This window comes from Betaproteobacteria bacterium (assembly GCA_009377585.1).
Classification (GTDB): domain Bacteria; phylum Pseudomonadota; class Gammaproteobacteria; order Burkholderiales; family WYBJ01; genus WYBJ01.
This window is the reverse complement of record WHTS01000006.1, coordinates 12,628-31,693: the sequence shown is the minus strand read 5'-3', so window position 1 is coordinate 31,693 and position 19,066 is coordinate 12,628. Positions and strand designations below refer to the sequence as shown.

Below are 19,066 nucleotides of genomic sequence, written 5' to 3'. Positions count from 1 at the left end.
GGGTACAGGCCCCGGAGGAAGCAGCGTTCAGCCAGGTTCTTGCGTGAGGCAATAGGCAGCTTGTCGTACGCCACCGGGGGGTTTGCAGGGGCGGCGAAAAGACCGGACTGATACCATACGACAGCAGGACGCGGTTCCCTCCCAAGAACAACACCGAGTCTTTCGTGGCACACATCAAAAAGCACGGCTTCCACTACGCCTGGGTCGTTCTCGCGGCCGCGTGCGTCCTCAACATCGTTGCGCGCGCCGACCAGGCCTCTTTCGGCGTCTTCATCGATCCGCTGGTCGAGCAGTTCGGCTGGAAGCGCGGCGACATCTCCTTCGCCTATTCGCTCGCATTCCTGATCGGACTCCCGGCGGTGGTGATCATGGGCTGGCTGGGCGATCGCTTCGGGGCGCGCCAGCTCATGCTGATCGCTGCGGCCATGATCGGCGCAGGCACCATCCTGCTGGGCTCGATCGAAGAGCTGTGGCAGTTCTACCTCATCTACGGCGTCTTGGTCGGCTCCATGGGGCATGCAGCCTTCAGCGTCCTTCTGCCCGTCATCATGACGCGATGGTTCCACCGCCACCTCGGCGTCGTCATGGGTCTGTATTGGGCGGGGCAGGGTGTCGGGCCGATGATCTTCGCACCTCTGTTTCGCTGGCTGCTCGAAACGCGGGGCTGGCAGGACACCTTCACCGTCATCGGCCTGGTCCTGGGCGTGATCCTGGCGTTCTTTTCGCTCTTCATCCACAGCAATCCCGCCGCCAAGGGCCTGCAGCCCTATGGCAGCGAAGACGGGCCGACAAGGCCGGGGGCGCCCGCCGCGTCCGGCACCAAGCCGATCAGCCTGCGCGAGGTCCTGCGGCAGCCGGTCGTGTGGCGATTGACCGCGATCCATCACCTCGGCTGCCTTTCGCATTCGGTCATCCTCGCCCATGTCGTATCGATGGCCACCTTCAAGGGCATCCCGGGCGTGGAGGCGGCCGGCGTGCTGGCCGCCATCGCCGGCAGCTCGGTGATCAGCCGCTTCGCCTTCTCCGTCATCGCCGACCGATTCGGCGGCCGGTTGACGCTCACGCTGTCGCTGCTCGGACAGAGCCTGCCCGTCATCATTCTGTTCTTTGCCACCGAACCGTGGATCTTCTACCTCTTCGCCATCGTCTTCGGCCTGAGCTACGGCGGCGAAATGGTGGGCTTCCCGATCATCAACAAGCAGCTCTTCGGCGCGAAAGCGCCTCTGAGCTCGATCTACTCGTTCGAGATGGTCGGCGCCGGCACCGGCATGGCGCTGGGCGGCTGGCTGGGCGGCGGGCTGTTCGACATGACGGGTGACTATACCTGGGCGCTGACGACATCCCTCATCGTCGGCTGCGTGGGCGTGCCGCTGGCGATGTCGTTGCCGCGGCACACGGCGCCGCCGCCGCAGAAGGTGCTGGCGCCGGCGTAGCGTGGCAGCGTGGATCAGGCAGCCCGTGCCGTGAACAGGACATGCGGCGTGGAATATCCACGCGCGAGACCGACCGTTTCCTCGATCGTAAAGCGCGCCCGGTGCAGTGCCTCGGTGAGCATTTCGCGCGGCACAAACCCTACGGCACCGCTCGATTGCGTGCGTCGCAAGAGATGCACCATCAGCCGCTCTTGCCACAACGCCTTGGTCATGCGCCATGAGCCGTCGTCTTCGGCTTCCTTGAGCACGAGGCGCCCGCCGGGCCTCAGGAGCTCGTGGGCGGCATCCAGGAACGGCGCCCAAGTTTCCGCGGCCAGCAAATAGAGAACGTCGGCCACGAGTACCGTGTCGAACTCGGCAGGCCGCTCGGCGGCCAGGGCATCAATCGTGCATGCGATGAGCTCCACGTTACTGCAGCGGCCAACCGACCGGCGCGCCCAGTCGATCTTGCGCGTGTCGGGATCGATGCCAACCACATGACGCTCCGGTCGGCCAACGGCGAGCAACGCGACCAAGGCACCATGACCGCAACCGACGTCGAGAAGCGACAATCCCTGCGCGCGCGCCGCCAGCTCGTGCAGCGGCGCGGAAGCCAGCCGGCCGCGCACGAACAGCCGTTCTTTGAGTGGCAAGGCGTCGAATACGTCCAGATTCACTGTCATCCGCGATACCCGGAGCGGCGTTCTTGCCTTCGAATGCCAGCTCGATCGAGCGCAACCGCCGCGCTATGGTGAGACAATCGATGCGCCACTTGTGATGCAGCCAACATGATTTCCATTGTCGTACCAGCCCACAACGAAGAGCGCAACATCGCGTTGCTGCATGCGCGCGTAAGCACGCAAATGCAGGTCCAGATTGGCGCCTGGGAAGGCTCCGACTGGGAGCTGGTGATCGTCGATGACGGCAGCAGCGACGATACCTGGGCCCGCGTAACGGCGCTGGCCGCCGCCGACTCCCGGGTTCGCGGCGTGCGGCTGTCGCGAAACTTCGGCCATCAGAACGCCTTGCTCGCGGGTCTCGCCGCGGCGCGCGGCGAAGCCGTGATCTCGATGGATGCGGATCTGCAGCATCCCCCCGAGGTGTTGCCGCTGCTGATCCAGAAGTGGCGCGAAGGCTTTCAGATCGTGCACGCGATCCGCCGCGATTCGCGCAGCCTGGCCCTGAGCAAGACGCTTACTTCGCGACTGTACTACCGGCTTTTCTCGTATTTGAGCGGCGTGCACATCGAACCCGGCGCGGCGGATTTTCGTTTGCTCGATCGGCAAGTGCTCGACGAGATCCTGAAGTTCAGGGAAGAAGGCCTGTTCCTGCGCGGCATCGTACATTGGGTGGGCTACGCGACCGCAGCCGTGCCGTTCGATTGCTGCGAACGCCACTCGGGCGCGAGCAGCTATGACGTGCGAAAGATGCTCAGGCTTGCATGGTACGGCATCAGCTCGTTTTCCCTCGTGCCGCTGCGCATCGCCGTCGTCATCGGGCTCGCGGCGTCCACCTTGTCGCTTCTCGGCGTCAGCTACGCGATCCTCGGCTGGTGGCTCGACCGAGCGGTCGTGCCCGGCTGGGCCTCGTCACTGGCGATCATGTCGGTGCTGTTCGGCCTGCTGTTCGTGGTGCTCGCCATTCTCGCCGAGTACTTGGGCCGCATTGTCGTCGAGGTGCGCGGCCGGCCGCGCTTTCTGGTACGCGAGACCGCCGGCGCCGTCCTCCGGCCGCGCAACCGCGCTCACCTCCAGTCGGCCGCCCCGACCGACGTTCGCACCGGCACCTGATGGTGCTGCGCAAGCTTCGCGCGAGCCGCGCGCATACGGCCATCCGCTTCGCGCTCGTCGGTCTCACGAATTTCGTCGTGAGCTTCACCGTGTTCTTCCTGAGCTTCCACTACCTGCCTGAGGCCGTACAACGGAATTTCCCCGCCGCCGCGCTTGCAAACCTGCTCGCCTACCTGGCCGGTATGATCAACAGCTTCCTTCTGAATCGCTCCTGGACATTTCGCGCCTCCGGAAATGCGGCGGAGCAGGCCGTGCGCTTCACGATCGTGAATCTTTCGAGCCTCGCGCTGAGCACGGCGGTGATGTTTCGTTTCGTCGACGTGCTGCACTACCCCGAGATTGCCGTGTGGGTGCCCACCACCGTTGCAGTGATGATGCTGAACTATCTCGGCTGCAAGCACTGGGCGTTCGCGCACGCGCCGCGGCCTTCGAGCAAGACCACGTGAACGCGGCCGGCACACGGTTGATCGTGAATGCCGACGACTTCGGGCTTTCGCCCGCCATCAATCGCGGCATCGTCGCGGCGCATCGCGACGGCATCGTCACGTCGGCCTCGGTGATGGTCAACGGTCCCGCGTTCGAGCACGCAGTGGCGCTTGCGAAGGAGAATCCGACGCTCGACATAGGCGTGCACCTCACGCTCACCGGGCTCGGGCCCATAACCTCGCCCGATACGGTATCGTCGCTGGTCGACGAGAACCTGCGGTTCGCGCCCCACGCGCTCGATTTTGCGCGCCGCTACGCCCGCGGTTCGCTCGTGGCTGCCGAGGTGCGCACCGAGCTCGACGCGCAGATCCGGCTCGCGCGCGCCCACGGCCTTTCGATCAGCCATCTCGACAGCCATCAGCACGTACACGCGCTACCAGGCATTGCGCGCATCGTTGCCGATCTGGCAAGCGCACACGCGATCCGCGTCATACGCTATCCTTGCGAGCGGCTGCATGCCTACATGTTCAAAAGCCTCGGCAGCGCACGGCGGCTGGCCGAACAGCTCGCGTTGAACGCGGTCTGCACGCTGTCGGCATTGCGGCGCCTGGGGCATCCCGACCGGTTCGTCGGTTTCTATTTCGGCGGAAGACTCACGCAGGGCAACCTGGAGACGGTTTTGCGCTCTCTGCCCACGCGCGGCACCATCGAGCTCATGTGCCATCCGGCAGAGGCCGAGCCCGACGGCCCGCAGCGGCAATGGGGTTACGCCGGTCCGGCCGAGGGCGAGGCGCTCGCAGCCGCAAGGATCAGAGAGCTGATCCACGCACGCGGCATCGAGCTCATCGGCCAGCGCGATCTTTGAAGGCTCGAATCCGATGGACGAAGCCGAGTTCGACAAGTTTGCCGCCGAGTATCGTGACCTCCATGCCGCGAACATCAAGCTGTCGGGCGAGAACCCGGAGTATTTCGCCGAGTACAAGATCAAGGACATTGCCGCCGAGCTTACGGGCGCGAACGCGGGGCTCGACGGGCGCGTGCTCGATTTCGGCGCAGGCGTTGGCTATTCGGTTCCATTTTTTCGCCGCCACATGCCTGCGGCCAGCATTACGTGCCTGGACGTGTCGAAGCGCAGCCTCGCCATCGGCGCGGCGAAGCATCAGGACGAGGCCGAGTTCCGCCATTTCGACGGCACGACCATTCCCTACGAAGCCGCAAGCTTCGACGTAGCTCTGGCGTCGTGCGTGTTTCATCATGTACCACCCGGGGAGCACATCGGCTTGCTGCGCGAGATACGGCGCGTTCTCAAGCCCGGCGGCACCCTGTTCGTCTTCGAGCACAATCCGCTGAATCCGCTGACGCGCCGCGCCGTAAATACGTGCGAGTTCGATGAGAACGCGGTGCTCATCATGGCACCGACGATGCGCAGCCGCATGCTCGAGGCCGGCTTCGGCACTGCGCGCATCCGCTATCGCATCTTCTTCCCGGCCCTCCTGCGCCGATTGCGCGTGCTCGAGCGCCATCTCACCTGGCTGCCGCTGGGTGCCCAATACTACGTATGCGCGAGCAGATAGTGCGTAACTGGATCTATGTCGCGCTATTCCTGCTCGTATTGCTTCCGACGTATTGGCCCACCGTCTTTCACGAATACGGCTTCCGGGACGACTATTCGCACTTGCGCGAAACCCGCGAGATTCCCGAACACCTGATTCGCTTTACGTCCTCTTACGGACGCCCCGTATACGGCCCGCTGCTGGTCGCCACGGTGCGCCCGCTGGATGGACAGGTCGCGAATCTCGAGTGGTTGCGACTCGGGGCTGTTTTCCTGCTCGCGCTGGTGGGTATGGTCCTGATGCGGCTGCTGCAGCGGGCGGGATGGTCCACGTTCGAGAGCGCGGCGGTCGGGTTGTCGATCGGGATGTTGCCGGCCGCGCAGATGACCGTCGGGTGGTCCATTGCGTGGCCACTTGCGTTGGCGTTGTTGCTTGCGCTCGGCGGCTTCGCCGCCACCGACGCCGCGCTCGCGCGCACGGGCTGGCCGCGGCTCGGCGCATGGGCCGCAGGATTTTTCGCCTATCTCGTCGCGGGACTCATCTATCAACCGAGCGCACTGTTCTTCGTGGTGCCGCTGGCTGCGGCCCTGCTGCTCAAAAGCGATCCGGCGCGTGCACGGCTCGGCTGGTGTGCCGCACACCTGGCAACCGGGCTCGGCGGCATCGCCACGGGCTTCGTGGCGATGCGAATGGTGTTCGCGCTCGGCTGGCTCAAGCAAGCCACCGTATTCGGGCTCGAAACCGATCCGCTCGCGAAGCTGGTCTGGTTCGTCTCCGGGCCGGTTGCCAACTCGCTCGGGCTGTTCGTACTGCGCGACCGCTTCGATACACCACTGGCATTCTGGGTTGCCGTCGTGCTCGTCACCGCGTTGATCGCGGCGGGCTTCCTATGGCGCGTGAATCGAAAGCCCGTCGACAATTGGACTGCGCTGTTCTGCCTGTTCGTGCTTCCGTTCGTTGCGTTTGCGGTCAATCTGGTGGCGGCCTTGCGGGTGCCGAGCTACCGCACCACCTACGGACTCGCCGGCCTGGTGGTGGTGTTCATCGTGTATGCGCTTGGCAGCTTGCGCGCGGGCGGGCGCATCAGCCGCAGCGCGCACTATGCCGCGCTGAGCCTGATGCTCGTTACCGGCGCCGTGGCCGCCAATCGACACGCCTACACGCTCATTGCCGAGCCCCAAGGGTGGGAGTGGCAAATCATGCTCGATGCCGCGAGTCGGTTCGAGCCCGGCATGACGGTCTACGTGATCCACTCTTCCACGGAAAATCGCGCGACGCAGCGAACCTTCGCCGACGAGTTCGGCTCACTGTCCTCGGACACCGACTGGGCCGTGGAGGCGATGTTCAATTGTGCGTTGCGACGGCGTTTTCCGTCCGGGATGCCCGCGAGCTCCTACACGCTCAGGGCAGGGCCGGAGGCGCCGCACGGCGGCACCTTCGATCTCGTGATCGACATGCGAAAGCTCCGCCAGCACCGCGCGGATTGACCCATCCGCCTCCATGAACGCGCTACTGTTCGAGCCGGTATCCCTGCGCAAGCTGACGTTGGCGAACCGCATCGTCGTCGAGCCGATGACGCAGTTCTCGCGCGCTGGGGGTGAATCTCGCCTATCCGCAGCAGTATGAACGCGCGCATCCATCCCGCTCGCATGGGGCAGGAATCAATGCGCCGGGTAACGCTGCGCCTGGCGCCACGATGGAGGTCCGGTCGACGTAGAACGAAGCACCAACGAGCTGGCGGTCCCACGCCGTAAACCGAAGGAGGAGTCAGCAGTCATGCGATACCTGCAAGTTGCAGTCTCAGCGGCCGTGATGTGCCTCGGCCCCCAGCACGCCGCACAATCGCAGGAGCGGTTTCCGAACAAGCCGGTGCGCATGATCGTCGGCTTTACTCCCGGCAGCGAGATCGATGTCGTTGCCCGTCTGCTCGCCGAGCAGCTCTCGCAAGGCTGGGGTCAACGGGTCATCGTGGACAATCGCACGGGCGCGGGAGGAACGGTTGCCGGCGCCATCGCCGTGCGGGCCGCGCCGGATGGCTATACCTGGTTCTTCAAGCCGCGACGCTTCTAGCCAAACAGAGCGATCCTTCCGTTTCCGCCCGGCATGAGCCGCGAGCGCATTCGCACGTGGACCTGGCCCACGGCGCTGGCGATTCTTACCACGAGCGGTCTCATCTCGGCGCTCGTGTCGGAGGCATGGGGCGACGTGTGGTCGTGGCTCGGCCTCGGCATCCCGGTTCTGGTCATCGGCTGGTTCGCTTGGCATCCTGAGCGACCCGGTTCTGCGCCGTATTCATCCAGGTAGCTCTCATGCAACGACCTGCCCCGGCCCTGCTCGCTCCCGGCGCCATTCGCACCTGGTCGTGGCTGCACAAGTGGAGCAGCCTCGTCTGCACGCTGTTCATGCTGCTGCTGTGCCTGACCGGGCTGCCGCTCATCTTTCACCACGAAATCGGCCACCTGCTCGGCACCGAAGTCGAGGCGCCGGCAATGCCGCCCGGCACGCCGAAGGCGGGGCTCGACCGAGTCCTGGAGGTCGCGAACGCCCGCCACCCCGACCGGATCGTTCAGTTCGCGTCGCAGCCCGAGGACAGCACCGACTTGTGGTTCGTCACGCTCACGCCGACCCCCGAGCCCACGGAAGATTTCCGCTCCGTCGCCGTCGACGCACGCACCGCCGATATCCTGGCCGAGCCGCGTTTCGACGAAGGCTTCATGTATGTCATGCTCAAGCTGCACGTCGACCTGTTCGCCGGTCTGCCGGGCAAGCTCTTTCTCGGTTTCATGGGGCTGCTGCTGGTGATCGCCATCGTCTCGGGCATCGTGCTGTACGGCCCGTTCACGCGCAGGCTCGATTTCGGCGCAGTCCGGCGTGGCCGCACCTCGCGGATCAAATGGCTCGACCTGCACAACCTGTTGGGAATCGTCACGCTGATGTGGGCGCTTGTCGTCGGCGCGACCGGTGTGATCAACACCTGGGCCGACCTGCTGGTGAAGTACTGGCAGTACGATCAGCTGAGCACCTTGCTCGCGCCGTACCGCGACCAACCCGTCGTCGCGAGCAGCGAGCGCGCGTCGGTGCAGCGCTCGCTCGACGCGGCGCTGGCAAACGCGCCCGGCACGACGCTTTCGTTCATCGCCTTTCCCGGCACGGCCTTCTCCAGTCCGCACCACTACACCTTCTTTCTACGCGGCAGCGCGCCGCTCACATCCCGCCTGCTGCAGCCGGTTCTGGTCGACGCCGAAACGGCCGCGATTACCGCGGCACCGAAACTGCCGTGGTACCTGACCGCGCTTCTGGTCTCGCAACCGCTGCACTTCGGCGATTACGGCGGCATGCCAATGAAGATTCTATGGGCGCTGCTCGACATCATCACGATCGTGGTGCTCGCAAGCGGACTGTACTTGTGGCTGAAGAAGCGGCGCAACGCGCAAGGCTTCGCGGACGAATCGAACGTCGCGCCGGCGGGCGCGATGGATTGACGGCATGCGCTGTCCCGGCCGCGATCGCCAGCCGGGGAAAGCTGTCGCGGCGTCGCCCGCCTACCTCTCTGCTGCCCGTGCTTGGGGATGTCGTCAATCCAGCTTCACGCCCGCCAGTTTGACCACCTTGGCCCATTTCGCGATCTCGCGTCGCGTCTGCGCCGCGAATTCTTCCGGAGAGCTGCCTTCGGGTTCGATGCCGAGCGAGACCAGACGTGCGCTGACCTCCGGCTGCCGGACCATTGCGGCGAGTACGCCGTGCAGTTTCGTGATCACCGCGCGGGGCGTGCCGACCGGTGCGACGATGCCGTACCACGACGTCACCTCGTAGCCGGGCACCGTCTCGCCGATCGTCGGCAGCTGCGGCATGGCGGACATCCGCTTGGCCCCGGTTGCGCCGAGCGCGCGCAGTCTGCCGGCCTTGACGTGCGGCACGGCGCCGGAGAAACCGGTAATCAGCATCTGCACCTGCCCGCCGATCAGGTCCGTCAGCGCGGGGCCCGCGCCCTTGTAGGGGACGTGAATGATGTTGATGCCCGCCATGTGCTTGAACAGCTCCGATGCCAGGTGCGCCGTCGAGCCGACGCCCGAGGATGCGAAATTGATCGCTCCCGGCCGTGCCTTGGCGAGCGCGATCAGCTCCTTGACCGATTTCACCGGCAGCGACGGATGAACCACCAGCACGAGCTGGCTTGCGCCGATGCGGCTGATGAACGCAACATTCTTGAGCGGATCGTACGCGAGGTTGGGACGCAGATTGGGTGAGATCGCCATCTCGCCGTTGGCGCAGAGCGACAATGTGTAACCGTCCGGCGCTGCCTGCGTGAGCGAGGTCATGGACACGGTTCCGCCTGCGCCCGGCCGATTGTCCACGACGACCTGCTGCCCGAGGGCTTCGGACAGATGCTGGGCCGCGAGTCGCGCGGTGATGTCGGTGGGGCCGCCCGGCGAAAATCCGACCAGCAAGCGAATCGGCTTCGTCGGATAGTCCTGGGCACCCGCGGCGCCGGCGCTCAGCGCCAGTGCGCAAACGATTGCGATGCGTCTTGTCATGACAACTTCATCTCCTGGATCGGATTGACTCCGGCAACAAGTCGTGGCTGTAGGAGCAGTCGATTATCTCGCAATACGTCTCTGCCAGGCGACAGCATGTTGGCCGATGAACAACCGGCATCGCAGGACACGAGGAGAAAGCGTGGCCGCGCGGGATCGGTTTTCAGCTTCTGGCGCAGCGCGGCCAATTAGTATCATGGCTTGCATTTTCGGATTGTGGCTGCTATTACCTTTGCCGAGGAAGGGAAGCCGCGGTATCGAACCCAATGTCGAAGGTTCATATCAGGCAGTTGCAGCACTGCCAGCGGCACGCGCGTACCTTTCCGTCCCTCGCCCGAACGCTTTCTCCGTGATATGCCGCAACACTATCACCACGGTCTGGTCGCCCTTTCGATTCTAGTCGCCATTCTGGCGTCGTACACAGCGCTCACGCTCGCCGTTCGGATCCGACTTGCGACTGGCTGGGCGACGCGAGCGTGGTTGGTCGGGGGCGGATTTTCAATGGGGATCGGAATCTGGTCCATGCATTTCGTCGGTATGCTGGCGCTGTCCTTGCCGGTGCCCATTGCTTATGACTTGTGGATTACGCTGCTTTCTCTCGTCATTGCAATTGCCGCCTCGACATATGCCTTGTACATCGCAAGCCGCAAGACGATTGCGCGAGCCGCCCTGGTCACTTCAGGGATCGTAATGGGCATCGGCATCTGTTCCATGCATTACGTGGGTATGGCCGCGGTGAAGATTCAACCGGCGATCACCTATCAATTCTGGTGGGTCGTTGCTTCGTTCGCGATCGCGATCGGAGCATCGCTTGCTGCATTTTGGATCGTGTTCACCACACAGGAAGAAACCGGCTGGTCGCGCTATCGGCGGATATGGGGCGCCACTGGTATGGGCCTCGCGATAGCCGGCATGCATTACAGCGGAATGGCGGCAGCCCGATTTCCAGCCAACGCGACGACGGGAACTGCTGCGCTGATCGATAACGGTTGGCTTGCCGGCGCCGTGGCGGTCGTGACTCTGTTCGTTTTGCTCACCACCTTGCTCCTTTCATTCCTGGAAGCCAAAGCCGCGAGACATGCTGCTCGAATGCGCGCCTCTCTGTCGGAAGAAGTTGAAAGCGGCCGGGCGAAAGACCAGTTTCTGGCGATGCTGGGACATGAATTGCGTAACCCGCTTGCTTCGATCTCCAACGCAATCTTCTTGCTCGACCGCGCCGACCCGGCCAGCCAGGAATGGCGTTTTGCGCGCGATGTCATCGGGCGCCAAACCACCTATTTGACGCGGATGGTGGACGACCTGCTCGACGTGGGACGCGCGGTGACGGGGAAGCTCTCCCTCAGTCGGGGACCGATGGATCTCGGTGCAGCGGTAGAAGGCGGTGCCAACTCGATTCGCGCAGATAGGAGATTCGGAAACCGCCGACTCGAATGCCGGGCGACGAGCGTCTGGGTCAATGGCGACCGCACTCGAATCGAGCAAGTCGTCACCAATCTGGTCAATAATGCCGTGCAGCACACGCGGTCGGACGGCTCCATTCGAATCCAGGTGAATGCAACCGAATCTCATGCCGAACTGATCGTCGCGGACGACGGAGCGGGAATGGAGCAGGAGACGATCGCTCGAGCATTCGACCTGTTTTTCCAGGCGGAGCAAGGGGTCGACCGGCGCCGAGCAGGACTGGGGATAGGGCTCACTCTGGTCCGACGAATTTTGGAGATGCATGGCGGAACGGTCAGTGCGGCAAGCGACGGTCCTGGGAAGGGCTCTACCTTCACTGCGCGCGTACCGCGAATTGCGACCCCCATTGAAAGCAGCGATACGCGAACGCCATCGTTGGAGCATCCTGTGCGAAGGATCATCGTGGTCGAGGATGCGCTTGATTCGCTCCTCACTCTCCAGCAAATCCTTCAAACCCACGGCCATTCCGTGCGCACTGCATCGAATGGCATGGCCGGTCTTTCACAGATCATGGAATGGAAACCGGACGTCGCCATCGTGGATATCGGACTTCCAGAAATGAGTGGCTACGAGATCGCGGCGCGTGTTCGTGCGTCCGGGCTGTCGACGTTTCTCGTTGCGCTGTCAGGCTATGGCCAGAGCGGTGACAAGATGAGCGCTCGCGAGGCCGGATTCGACATTCACCTGACAAAGCCGGCCGACCCTGGACACTTGCTCGAAATTGTTTCTCTACAATCGCGCTAAATTGTCAGCCGCACGGCCTCATGTGCCCTCCCCCTGCGGCTATAACGAATTCCCCCACTTCGCCGTCACGTTCCACGTCAAAGGAGCAAACATGGGTCTCACCGCAGAGGTCGCCAATTACATCACCTCGGCCAAGTTCGAGGACTTCACGCCCAATGCTGTTTTCGCCGCACGTCATGGCATCATCGATTGTGTCGCCTGTGCGCTCGCGGGCGCCAATGAGGATCTTACGAAAATCCTCGTCGGGTTCGCCCAGGACACGGGCAGCGGAAATTCGGGATCGACCCTCATCGGCCAGAATATGAAGGCTTCTGCGCCCATGGCAGCGCTCGTGAACGGCGCGATGGGCCATGCCTTGGACTACGACGACATCGCGCGTCCCTTCAAAGGCCATCCCAGCGTCGTTTGTTTGCCGCCTGCTTTGGCGGTTGGCGAGCAAGTGGAAGCGTCGGGCCGCGATGTCATGGCTGCGTATATGATCGGCTTCGAAGTCGGCTGCGCCATCAATACGGGAATGGGGGTGGACTATGCCGACGATCTCGGCTGGCACCCGACGGCCCCGGTGGGCACGCTGACCGCGGCGGCTGCCGCGGCCCGACTGCTCGGGTTGAACGAACAGCAGACCGCAATGGCCCTTTCACTCGCGGCCTCGAACGCCTGCGGCCTGCGCGAAAACTTCGGCACGATGACCAAGCCTTTCCATGCCGGCAATTCGTCGCGCGGGGGCGTGACGGCCGCGATGCTGGTGAAGCGCGGTTACCAGGCGGCGACCACCGGGCTCGAAGGCCGCTTTGGCTTCATGCACGCATTCTCGGGCGGCCGGGGCGAGGACGTGAACAAGCCGCTGGAACATCTCGGCAAGCGATTGTTCCTCGAACAGCCCGGCGTGACGATCAAGAAGTATCCGTGCTGCGGTTCCACGCATAATCCGCTCGATGCCTATTTCGCTCTCCGGAAGGACAAGAAGATCGATCACCGTGACGTCGAGTCGGTGGACGTGCTGGTCGATTTCGATCCACCGCGTTCGCTTATCCACGCTGATCCGCACAACGCGCTGGAAGGTAAGTTCTCCATCCAGTACACCATCGCAGCCGCACTCGTGGACGACAAGGTAGGCTTGGGACAGTTCGAGGGCGACCAGCAGGTGATGCGCCCCGAGATCCGGGCGCTGATGCCGAAGATCAACATGAGGCGCAATCCCGGCTACGAAGGCAAGCCCTCCTGGGTCGAGGCCTACAACGAGGTGCGCATCACGTTGAAGGATGGCACGGTGCTCGCGCAAGGACAGAACCGCAACTTCGAAGGCCCGGTCGTCGGCGTTACCCCACAGGGCATGGACATGAAGTTTCGCGACTGCGCATCGAAAGCGCTTCCGGCGGCAAAAGTGAACGAAGCGCTCGAAATCCTCCACAACCTGGAGACGCAGCCCAGCATTGCCCCCTTGATGAGTGCGGTGAGCGGCAGGTAGCCCGCTTCAGTTCGAGACTCGAGCAGCAAGGCGAATGGGTGCCCCTGGTGATTCCGCTCGTCGTGGTAATGTTTGGTGAATACGGCCGAGCCGGCGGATGCTGCGAATGACGTCGGCCTGCGTCTAAACGAGCCACTCGGGCCGGTTCGATCCCAGCACGGGCGACGCCTTATCCCAATACGGCTTGGTCTCTGACATGCGCAGCACCGGACCGAGATGCTTGAGCGTGCCATGGCCGCCGCTCGATTCGATCATGATTGCGTCCAGCTCGGGCTGGGTCAGCCCCATGTCGGGCTCGGTATAGCGGACGTGTCCTTGCTTATGGAGATACATTCCGGAGCGGCATAGCGAGACCCGGACATGGTAGGAGCCACCCTCGCGAGCGCGCCGCGCGAGAGCGAGCAGCACGCCGTAGGCGCCGTTGTAGCCGGTCGTGTAGTCGCATGCGGAAGCCGGCAGCAGCTTCGGGCGCTCGTCGCCGTTGTCGAGGCAGATGCCGGTCGCGCATTGCGCGATCTGCTCCCATCCGCCCCGTCCCGAGAACACGCCGCCCGCGCCGTAGCAGCTGATCGACAGATAGACGATACCGGGACGTTCGGCCGCGAGCTGCTCCGGAGTGAGCCCGTGCTTGTCCATGATGCCGGGACGATAGCCTTGGCTGAATACGTCGGCTTCGCGCACGAGCTTCTTGAGCGTCGCCAGGTCGTCGGAATAGTTGAGGTTGAGGAAGCAGCTGCGCTTGCCGTGGCTCGTGTCCATTACGTGCTCGGGTACCTGCGGCAGGTGCGGCGCGGCGACCATCAGCACGTCAGCGCCGTTCTCGGCCAGCGTGCGTGCCGCGATCGGACCGGCGAGAATACGCGTCAGATCGAGCACCTTGATGCCCGCAAGCGGCCGCTCCCCGCCGGGAAACGGAATCGGGTCGCTATCGCCGATCTTGACGATCTCCACCAGCGGTCTTGCTGCGAGCATCTTTCCATGCGGGTGCTCGAGCCACTCGGCGTTGGAGCGCACGATCGAGCCGCAGGCACGCGCCGCCGCGACCGCCTCCTCCAAGTCGGCCGAATCCCATTTCGCGATAGCCTTGGCCACTGCGTCCGCGTTCGATTCGCAGCCGAGCACGCCGATCACACGATCGTGCAAGTGCGGCAGGTTGAAGTGCGGCAGGTACCAGCGCCCGTCCTTGCATCGCCACGGCTGGGTGATAGAGCGCATGTGGAGCATCGATGGTGACGACGGCACAGGCTTCCAGCCGCCCTCGGGGGCCGGCTGACTGAGGTACTTCGAGCTCTGGCAGGTAGCAGCTGCATGACGCACGTCGAGTGCGACCTTCTGGCGCCGACCGGTTTTCATTTCGTGGATATCGGTTACCGCCACGCCGATACCGGCGAGGATGTTCGCCGTGGCTTCGCCGATCCGGAAACGCGCCGAGAAAACGGGATCGCCGCCCGCAATCGTTACTTCGCTGACCGCGGGCATGCCGCGACCGCGGATGCCCAAGACTTCTTCGAATCCTGCCTTCATGGAAACGACTCTCCTCGAGAAAGGACCCTGGCATTCTCGGCGCACAGGCGGGCCCGTGTCCATCATCCACGCCGACCGGCAGCCCGAGCTTGCCGGCACGCCGAGCCGCGATATGGCTTACCGCGTTGTCAGGAACCAAACTTTTCCGGCGGAATATTCCGCGAGCAAAACATCACAGCGGAAGACGCCAGGAATTGCGGGCGTGCTCGCTGTTGACGATATCGAACTTGACGCCGTTCGGATCGACATACTTGCGCTGCGCCTGCTTTTGCGCAGCCTCCGTAACCTTGCCGCCTTCGAGCTGGCCGCGGTTCGCGAAGCGCTTGGCGACATTCTCGTCGCTATCTGCATAGACCGCGCCGCTGCGCTCGGCATTTGCAGCCGTTAGCTCGACGTCCTCAGCGATGAAACCGAAGTGAGGCAGCCCTTCGTGGCCGAGCGCTTCATGGCTCGTCTTGTTGTTCAGGATGGCAAGACTGATCACACCATCCGAAAGCATCACCGAGCTTGCCGATTCGCGCACACGCTTCATGCCGAACGCTTGCTCGTAGAACTTGGCGGCGGCATCGGTATCCGGAACCGCAATCGCGATATGGCGCAATTTACCCATGTCTGTTCTCCGGCGCGTGGCAGGCTTGCCGCAGCCCGATTGTATGCCGACAGCGGGCCATGCAGTGCCGTCTATCAGAAGGCGAACTGCTTCGACACCGGGCTCGTTGGCCGGCGTGGTCGCTGCTCAACCGGCTGCTGATGCGGGCGGCCGCGCTCATGGCTGCAGCGCCTTCATCAAAGCGCCCACGTTTTGACGCCAGGGGCCAAGAATGCTTGCGGCAATCGATGGCCCGTCATCGGGGTTTCGACTGCAGTCCGACAAGCCATTCGCCCGGACCGGGGAGCCGCAACGCAGCGGCGAGGCCCGCAGCGCATTCCCTGCAATTCGAATATAACCGCAAACACGGCAGCCATCTCTCGATGTGCGGGGTTCGCTATTGCCGGAGGCGCTCGCGGACATCGACCATACATCGTGACTGTCGTTCTTGCATCCTTCATTGGCAGCGCCGAGGGAAAGGGAAGCCAGGTGCAGGAAGTGGCTATCGCCATCTCCCGCATCGTCGGATCGATGGTGAACACAGGAGGTGGTATGGAAATTCCGGAGCGGATCGTCGAGGGTAAGGTCGTCGTGGTAACGGGCGCGGGCGGCGGGATCGGTTCCGCGATCGCGCGGCTGATGGCCGAACAGGGCGCGCGCGTGGTCGTGAACGACGTGGGCAGTTCGGTGCACGGAGACGGGCGCAGCGCGAGTCCCGGGCAAAAGACCGTGGACGCCATCCGTGCCTCGGGCGGGGAGGCTGTGCTCAGCACCGACAGCGTGGCCGACTGGGACGGCGCCCAACACATCGTGCAGTGCGCGCTCGACAGCTACGGCCGCATCGATGCCGTCGTCAACAACGCCGGCATTTTGCGCGACGTGATGTTTCACAAGATGACGAAGGAAGACTGGGATCTTTCCATCGGCGTCGTACTGACGGGCTCGGCCTACGTGAGCCTGGCGGCCGCGCCTCACTTCCGCAAGCAGAACGGCGGCGCCTTCGTGCACCTGAGCTCGACCTCGGGTCTCATCGGCAACATGGGCCAGGCGAACTATGCCGCCGGGAAACTAGGACTGGTCGGTCTGTCCAAGGGCATCGCGATCGACATGGCGGCATTTCGCGTGCGCTCGAACGTGATCGCGCCGACCGCCTTCACGCGCATGACCGAATCGATCCCGGCCAAGACGCCAGAGCAGCAGCAGCGCGCCGCTCAGCGCGAGGTCATCGCGCCGGAGAAGAATGCGCCGCTCATCGTCTTCCTGTGCAGCGATCTCGCGCAAGACATTTCCGGCCAGGTGTTCTACTCGCGCAAGAACGAAATCATCCTGTTCAACCAGCTGCGTCCGATCCAGCGCGCCCACCTCAGCAGCGGCTGGACGCCGCAGCTGATCGCGCAGCACGTAGTACCGGCGTTCCGGAAATCCTTCGTTCCGGTCGACATGACGCGCGAAGTCTTTTCGGGCTACCTGCCGTAGCGGGCTTATGCACAGGGCGACTGGGTTCATGATCGCAATCCCGGCTCGTGTTCCAGTGTTGTCCAAGGTACTTGCGGGAGAGGGATGGAGATGGTTTACAAAGCTGTCAGAGGATGCGCATGACCAAGCTGCCTCTGGAAGGCATTCGCGTCATCGATTGCTCGCACATTGTCGCGGGGCCGTTCACCTCGATGCTCCTGGCGCAGGCCGGCGCGCAGGTCATCAAGCTCGAGCCACCCGCAACCGGCGAGCGCTTGCGCCGTGGAGCCTCCATCCCGAACGCCATCGGCGAGCGCGCTCCGCTGAACTTTATTGCGCTCAACCGCGGCAAGCTGGGTATCACCCTGAACCTGAGGGACCCGCAGGGCAAGGAGGCGTTCAAGAAACTGGTGGCGGTCAGCGACGTTCTGGTGGAGAACTACCGCCCGGGCGCACTCAAGGAGCTCGGGCTTTCCTATGATGTGCTGAAGGCCGTCAACCCACGGCTCATCTATGCTTCCATCTCCGGCTTTGGCAAGCGCGCCGACCTGCGCGGCCCGTACTCCGGCTGGACGGCCCACAATCCGTCCGCACAGGCGATGAGCGGCTTGATGGATGGGAGCCGCCTACCGGGTGGCCCACCCATGCAAGTCGGCGCACCCATCGGTGACACCATCCCCGCGCTTTGGACCGCGTATGGCATCACCCTTGCGCTGCGGCAGCGCGAGCAGACCGGGACAGGCCAGTTTCTCGACATCGCCATGTACGACACCATGAGCATGCATAACTACGGAGCGGTCGCGGCTGCAGGCGTGAGCAGCTCCGGCACCGAGCGTCGCCACCAGGAACTCGGTCCGAGTCACCGACTGTCCGCAGCTTGCGGCACGAGACATGTTCGTGGAGTTCGAGCACCTGGGCCGGACATTCCGTCTGCTGGGCGACCCGATCAAACTATCGGATGCGCCGTGCGCGTCGGGCCGGCCACCGCCGCTGTTGGGCGAGCACAACGAGTATGTTTTTGGCGAGATCGCCGGATTCAGCCCGGATCAGATCCGGGAGATGAAGGCGAAACGCGTGCTGTAGTTCTCGCGAACCCCGCTTGTGTTCGCCAATACGACGCAATATGCTGAAGTCAGATAGGAGGGCTCATGCTGGAAAACATGTCCGAGAGGGAACGCTTCGATCGCATTCGGGTCCGACGAGGATTTGGGCACCATCGTCGTGACGCAGAACCTGATCGACGAAAACCGCAAGGCGCTGGACTGGCCCGAGGCGCCATTTCCGGTTCTGCATGCCGCCAAAATGGATTCCACGAAAGAATTGTTCCTGGCCCGTGTCAATGCCAGGAGCATCCGTCAGTTTTTCAACCCGCCGCTTCCAGGCAAGAAGATCCACCTCAAGATGCGCATCGTCGACAAGTATCTGCGAGCGGGCGCCCCGTATGTTGTCGAGGAGACAACCGCCACGGATGAGGATGGACGGAGAATCGAGGTCATGACCGTGCATCAGCTTCTGCGTACCAGGAAGGTAGGTGAGAAATGGGCTTGACCGTCGCCGATATCGAGGTGGGGACGGAGCTCGTTCCCTTGGTCAAGCGCATGACGCTGCAGAAGATGCGATGGTTCTCCGGCGGAGAAGGGCGGCCCAACAAGCTGAACCTGCATACGGACGCCGCCGCCGCCGAACGCGAGACAGGCATGAAGCAGCCATTCGCATCCGGCCGCATTTCAATGGGCTACGGCTGCGAGCTGATGTCCCGTTTTGTCGGACTGGATGTGTTCAGCCATAGCGGCACGATCGATTTCAAGTTTATAAAGCCCGTGATGCCTGAGGACACCGTCACCGTGCACGGGCGGGTGGCGGAGGTCAAGTCCGTTCCCCGGGGCGCGCTGGTCACCGTCGAAATCTACTGCGAGAACCAGAAGGGCGAGAAGACTGCGGTCGGCAGCGGCAGCGCTGTCGTGCCTGGCGACTAGTATGGTGAATCGTAAATTCGTCGTAATTCGTCATTCCCGCGCAAGCGGGAATCCAGAACGAGACTCCACCTGGACCCCCGCGTTCGCGAGGGTGACGAACTTCTGACTCAGGACACTAGATAGAAAGCCACTC

The 19,066-nt window shown here is 63.5% G+C and carries 19 protein-coding genes; 15 read left to right on the top strand and 4 right to left on the bottom strand.

Going from position 1 to position 19,066, the window contains the following annotated elements; genetic code table 11:
- Positions 1-107: 107 nt before the first annotated feature.
- Complete coding sequence (locus GEV05_03600) at positions 108-1,433, top strand: MFS transporter (protein ID MPZ42484.1); 1,326 nt, start codon at positions 108-110, stop codon at positions 1,431-1,433.
- A 14-nt stretch (positions 1,434-1,447) separates the two neighbouring features.
- Here GEV05_03600 and GEV05_03595 read toward each other — a convergent pair whose 3' ends face one another.
- Complete coding sequence (locus GEV05_03595) at positions 1,448-2,095, bottom strand: methyltransferase domain-containing protein (GenBank protein ID MPZ42483.1); 648 nt, start codon at positions 2,093-2,095, stop codon at positions 1,448-1,450.
- Between the two features lie 105 nt (positions 2,096-2,200).
- Between GEV05_03595 and GEV05_03590 the strand changes: the two genes are divergently transcribed.
- The 8 genes from GEV05_03590 (at position 2,201) to GEV05_03555 (ending at position 8,663) form a co-directional block, all read left to right on the top strand.
- A complete protein-coding gene (locus GEV05_03590; GenBank protein MPZ42482.1) occupies positions 2,201-3,202 on the top strand; it encodes a glycosyltransferase in 1,002 nt (333 codons plus the stop codon).
- Entirely contained in the window at positions 2,854-3,648 is a 795-nt protein-coding gene (locus GEV05_03585; protein ID MPZ42481.1) for a hypothetical protein, read from the top strand. Before GEV05_03590 ends, GEV05_03585 begins: the two co-directional genes overlap by 349 nt.
- Positions 3,549-4,493, top strand: coding sequence for a ChbG/HpnK family deacetylase (locus GEV05_03580; GenBank protein ID MPZ42480.1), 945 nt, complete (start codon positions 3,549-3,551; stop codon positions 4,491-4,493). Before GEV05_03585 ends, GEV05_03580 begins: the two co-directional genes overlap by 100 nt.
- 13 nt (positions 4,494-4,506) lie before the next feature.
- The gene (locus tag GEV05_03575) at positions 4,507-5,202 is read left to right on the top strand and encodes a methyltransferase domain-containing protein (GenBank protein MPZ42479.1); all 696 of its coding nucleotides are present in this window, start codon (positions 4,507-4,509) and stop codon (positions 5,200-5,202) included.
- Positions 5,187-6,668, top strand: a complete 1,482-nt coding sequence (locus GEV05_03570; GenBank protein ID MPZ42478.1) for a hypothetical protein — start codon at positions 5,187-5,189, stop codon at positions 6,666-6,668. The genes GEV05_03575 and GEV05_03570 overlap by 16 nt, the downstream gene beginning before the upstream one ends.
- Before the next feature lie 289 nt (positions 6,669-6,957).
- On the top strand, positions 6,958-7,251 hold the full coding sequence (locus GEV05_03565) for a hypothetical protein (protein MPZ42477.1): 294 nt from the start codon (positions 6,958-6,960) through the stop codon (positions 7,249-7,251).
- Between the two features lie 33 nt (positions 7,252-7,284).
- A complete protein-coding gene (locus GEV05_03560; protein MPZ42476.1) occupies positions 7,285-7,485 on the top strand; it encodes a hypothetical protein in 201 nt (66 codons plus the stop codon).
- A gap of 5 nt (positions 7,486-7,490) precedes the next feature.
- Complete coding sequence (locus GEV05_03555) at positions 7,491-8,663, top strand: PepSY domain-containing protein (protein ID MPZ42475.1); 1,173 nt, start codon at positions 7,491-7,493, stop codon at positions 8,661-8,663.
- Positions 8,664-8,756: 93 nt separating this feature from the next.
- On the opposite strand, the gene GEV05_03550 is transcribed toward GEV05_03555, so the two are convergent.
- Positions 8,757-9,716, bottom strand: a complete 960-nt coding sequence (locus tag GEV05_03550; protein MPZ42474.1) for a tripartite tricarboxylate transporter substrate binding protein — start codon at positions 9,714-9,716, stop codon at positions 8,757-8,759.
- Between the two features lie 354 nt (positions 9,717-10,070).
- Here GEV05_03550 and GEV05_03545 point away from each other — a divergent pair, with 354 nt between their 5' ends.
- Both GEV05_03545 and GEV05_03540 read left to right on the top strand, forming a co-directional pair.
- Complete coding sequence (locus GEV05_03545) at positions 10,071-11,921, top strand: response regulator (GenBank protein ID MPZ42473.1); 1,851 nt, start codon at positions 10,071-10,073, stop codon at positions 11,919-11,921.
- A 91-nt stretch (positions 11,922-12,012) separates the two neighbouring features.
- On the top strand, positions 12,013-13,389 hold the full coding sequence (locus GEV05_03540) for a hypothetical protein (GenBank protein MPZ42472.1): 1,377 nt from the start codon (positions 12,013-12,015) through the stop codon (positions 13,387-13,389).
- A 123-nt stretch (positions 13,390-13,512) separates the two neighbouring features.
- Here the strand turns inward: GEV05_03540 and GEV05_03535 are convergent, their stop codons facing one another.
- Together GEV05_03535 and GEV05_03530 are read right to left on the bottom strand one after the other, a co-directional pair.
- Positions 13,513-14,913: a CoA transferase gene (locus GEV05_03535; GenBank protein MPZ42471.1), complete on the bottom strand. Its 1,401-nt coding sequence runs from the start codon at positions 14,911-14,913 to the stop codon at positions 13,513-13,515.
- Between the two features lie 172 nt (positions 14,914-15,085).
- Positions 15,086-15,523, bottom strand: coding sequence for a VOC family protein (locus GEV05_03530; protein ID MPZ42470.1), 438 nt, complete (start codon positions 15,521-15,523; stop codon positions 15,086-15,088).
- A 537-nt stretch (positions 15,524-16,060) separates the two neighbouring features.
- Between GEV05_03530 and GEV05_03525 the strand changes: the two genes are divergently transcribed.
- From GEV05_03525 to GEV05_03510, 4 genes are all read left to right on the top strand, one after another.
- Positions 16,061-16,978, top strand: coding sequence for an SDR family oxidoreductase (locus tag GEV05_03525; protein ID MPZ42469.1), 918 nt, complete (start codon positions 16,061-16,063; stop codon positions 16,976-16,978).
- 113 nt (positions 16,979-17,091) lie between these two features.
- A complete protein-coding gene (locus GEV05_03520) occupies positions 17,092-18,087 on the top strand; it encodes a hypothetical protein (GenBank protein MPZ42468.1) in 996 nt (331 codons plus the stop codon).
- Between the two features lie 76 nt (positions 18,088-18,163).
- Positions 18,164-18,505, top strand: a complete 342-nt coding sequence (locus GEV05_03515; GenBank protein ID MPZ42467.1) for a hypothetical protein — start codon at positions 18,164-18,166, stop codon at positions 18,503-18,505.
- Positions 18,496-18,933, top strand: a complete 438-nt coding sequence (locus tag GEV05_03510; GenBank protein ID MPZ42466.1) for a hypothetical protein — start codon at positions 18,496-18,498, stop codon at positions 18,931-18,933. Before GEV05_03515 ends, GEV05_03510 begins: the two co-directional genes overlap by 10 nt.
- Positions 18,934-19,066: the final 133 nt, after the last annotated feature.

Bases quoted from the DNA above. Each gene is read 5' to 3' on its own strand.
- GEV05_03560 (MPZ42476.1), top strand. From the start codon at position 7,285: ATGAGCCGCGAGCGCATTCGCACGTGGACCTGGCCCACGGCGCTGGCG.
- GEV05_03520 (MPZ42468.1), top strand. From the start codon at position 17,092: ATGCGCATGACCAAGCTGCCTCTGGAAGGCATTCGCGTCATCGATTGC.
- GEV05_03585 (MPZ42481.1), top strand. From the start codon at position 2,854: ATGGTACGGCATCAGCTCGTTTTCCCTCGTGCCGCTGCGCATCGCCGT.
- GEV05_03510 (MPZ42466.1), top strand. From the start codon at position 18,496: ATGGGCTTGACCGTCGCCGATATCGAGGTGGGGACGGAGCTCGTTCCC.
- GEV05_03575 (MPZ42479.1), top strand. From the start codon at position 4,507: ATGGACGAAGCCGAGTTCGACAAGTTTGCCGCCGAGTATCGTGACCTC.
- GEV05_03590 (MPZ42482.1), top strand. From the start codon at position 2,201: ATGATTTCCATTGTCGTACCAGCCCACAACGAAGAGCGCAACATCGCG.
- GEV05_03570 (MPZ42478.1), top strand. From the start codon at position 5,187: ATGCGCGAGCAGATAGTGCGTAACTGGATCTATGTCGCGCTATTCCTG.
- GEV05_03550 (MPZ42474.1), bottom strand. From the start codon at position 9,716: ATGACAAGACGCATCGCAATCGTTTGCGCACTGGCGCTGAGCGCCGGC.
- GEV05_03530 (MPZ42470.1), bottom strand. From the start codon at position 15,523: ATGGGTAAATTGCGCCATATCGCGATTGCGGTTCCGGATACCGATGCC.
- GEV05_03555 (MPZ42475.1), top strand. From the start codon at position 7,491: ATGCAACGACCTGCCCCGGCCCTGCTCGCTCCCGGCGCCATTCGCACC.
- GEV05_03540 (MPZ42472.1), top strand. From the start codon at position 12,013: ATGGGTCTCACCGCAGAGGTCGCCAATTACATCACCTCGGCCAAGTTC.
- GEV05_03535 (MPZ42471.1), bottom strand. From the start codon at position 14,913: ATGAAGGCAGGATTCGAAGAAGTCTTGGGCATCCGCGGTCGCGGCATG.
- GEV05_03565 (MPZ42477.1), top strand. From the start codon at position 6,958: ATGCGATACCTGCAAGTTGCAGTCTCAGCGGCCGTGATGTGCCTCGGC.
- GEV05_03545 (MPZ42473.1), top strand. From the start codon at position 10,071: ATGCCGCAACACTATCACCACGGTCTGGTCGCCCTTTCGATTCTAGTC.
- GEV05_03595 (MPZ42483.1), bottom strand. From the start codon at position 2,095: ATGACAGTGAATCTGGACGTATTCGACGCCTTGCCACTCAAAGAACGG.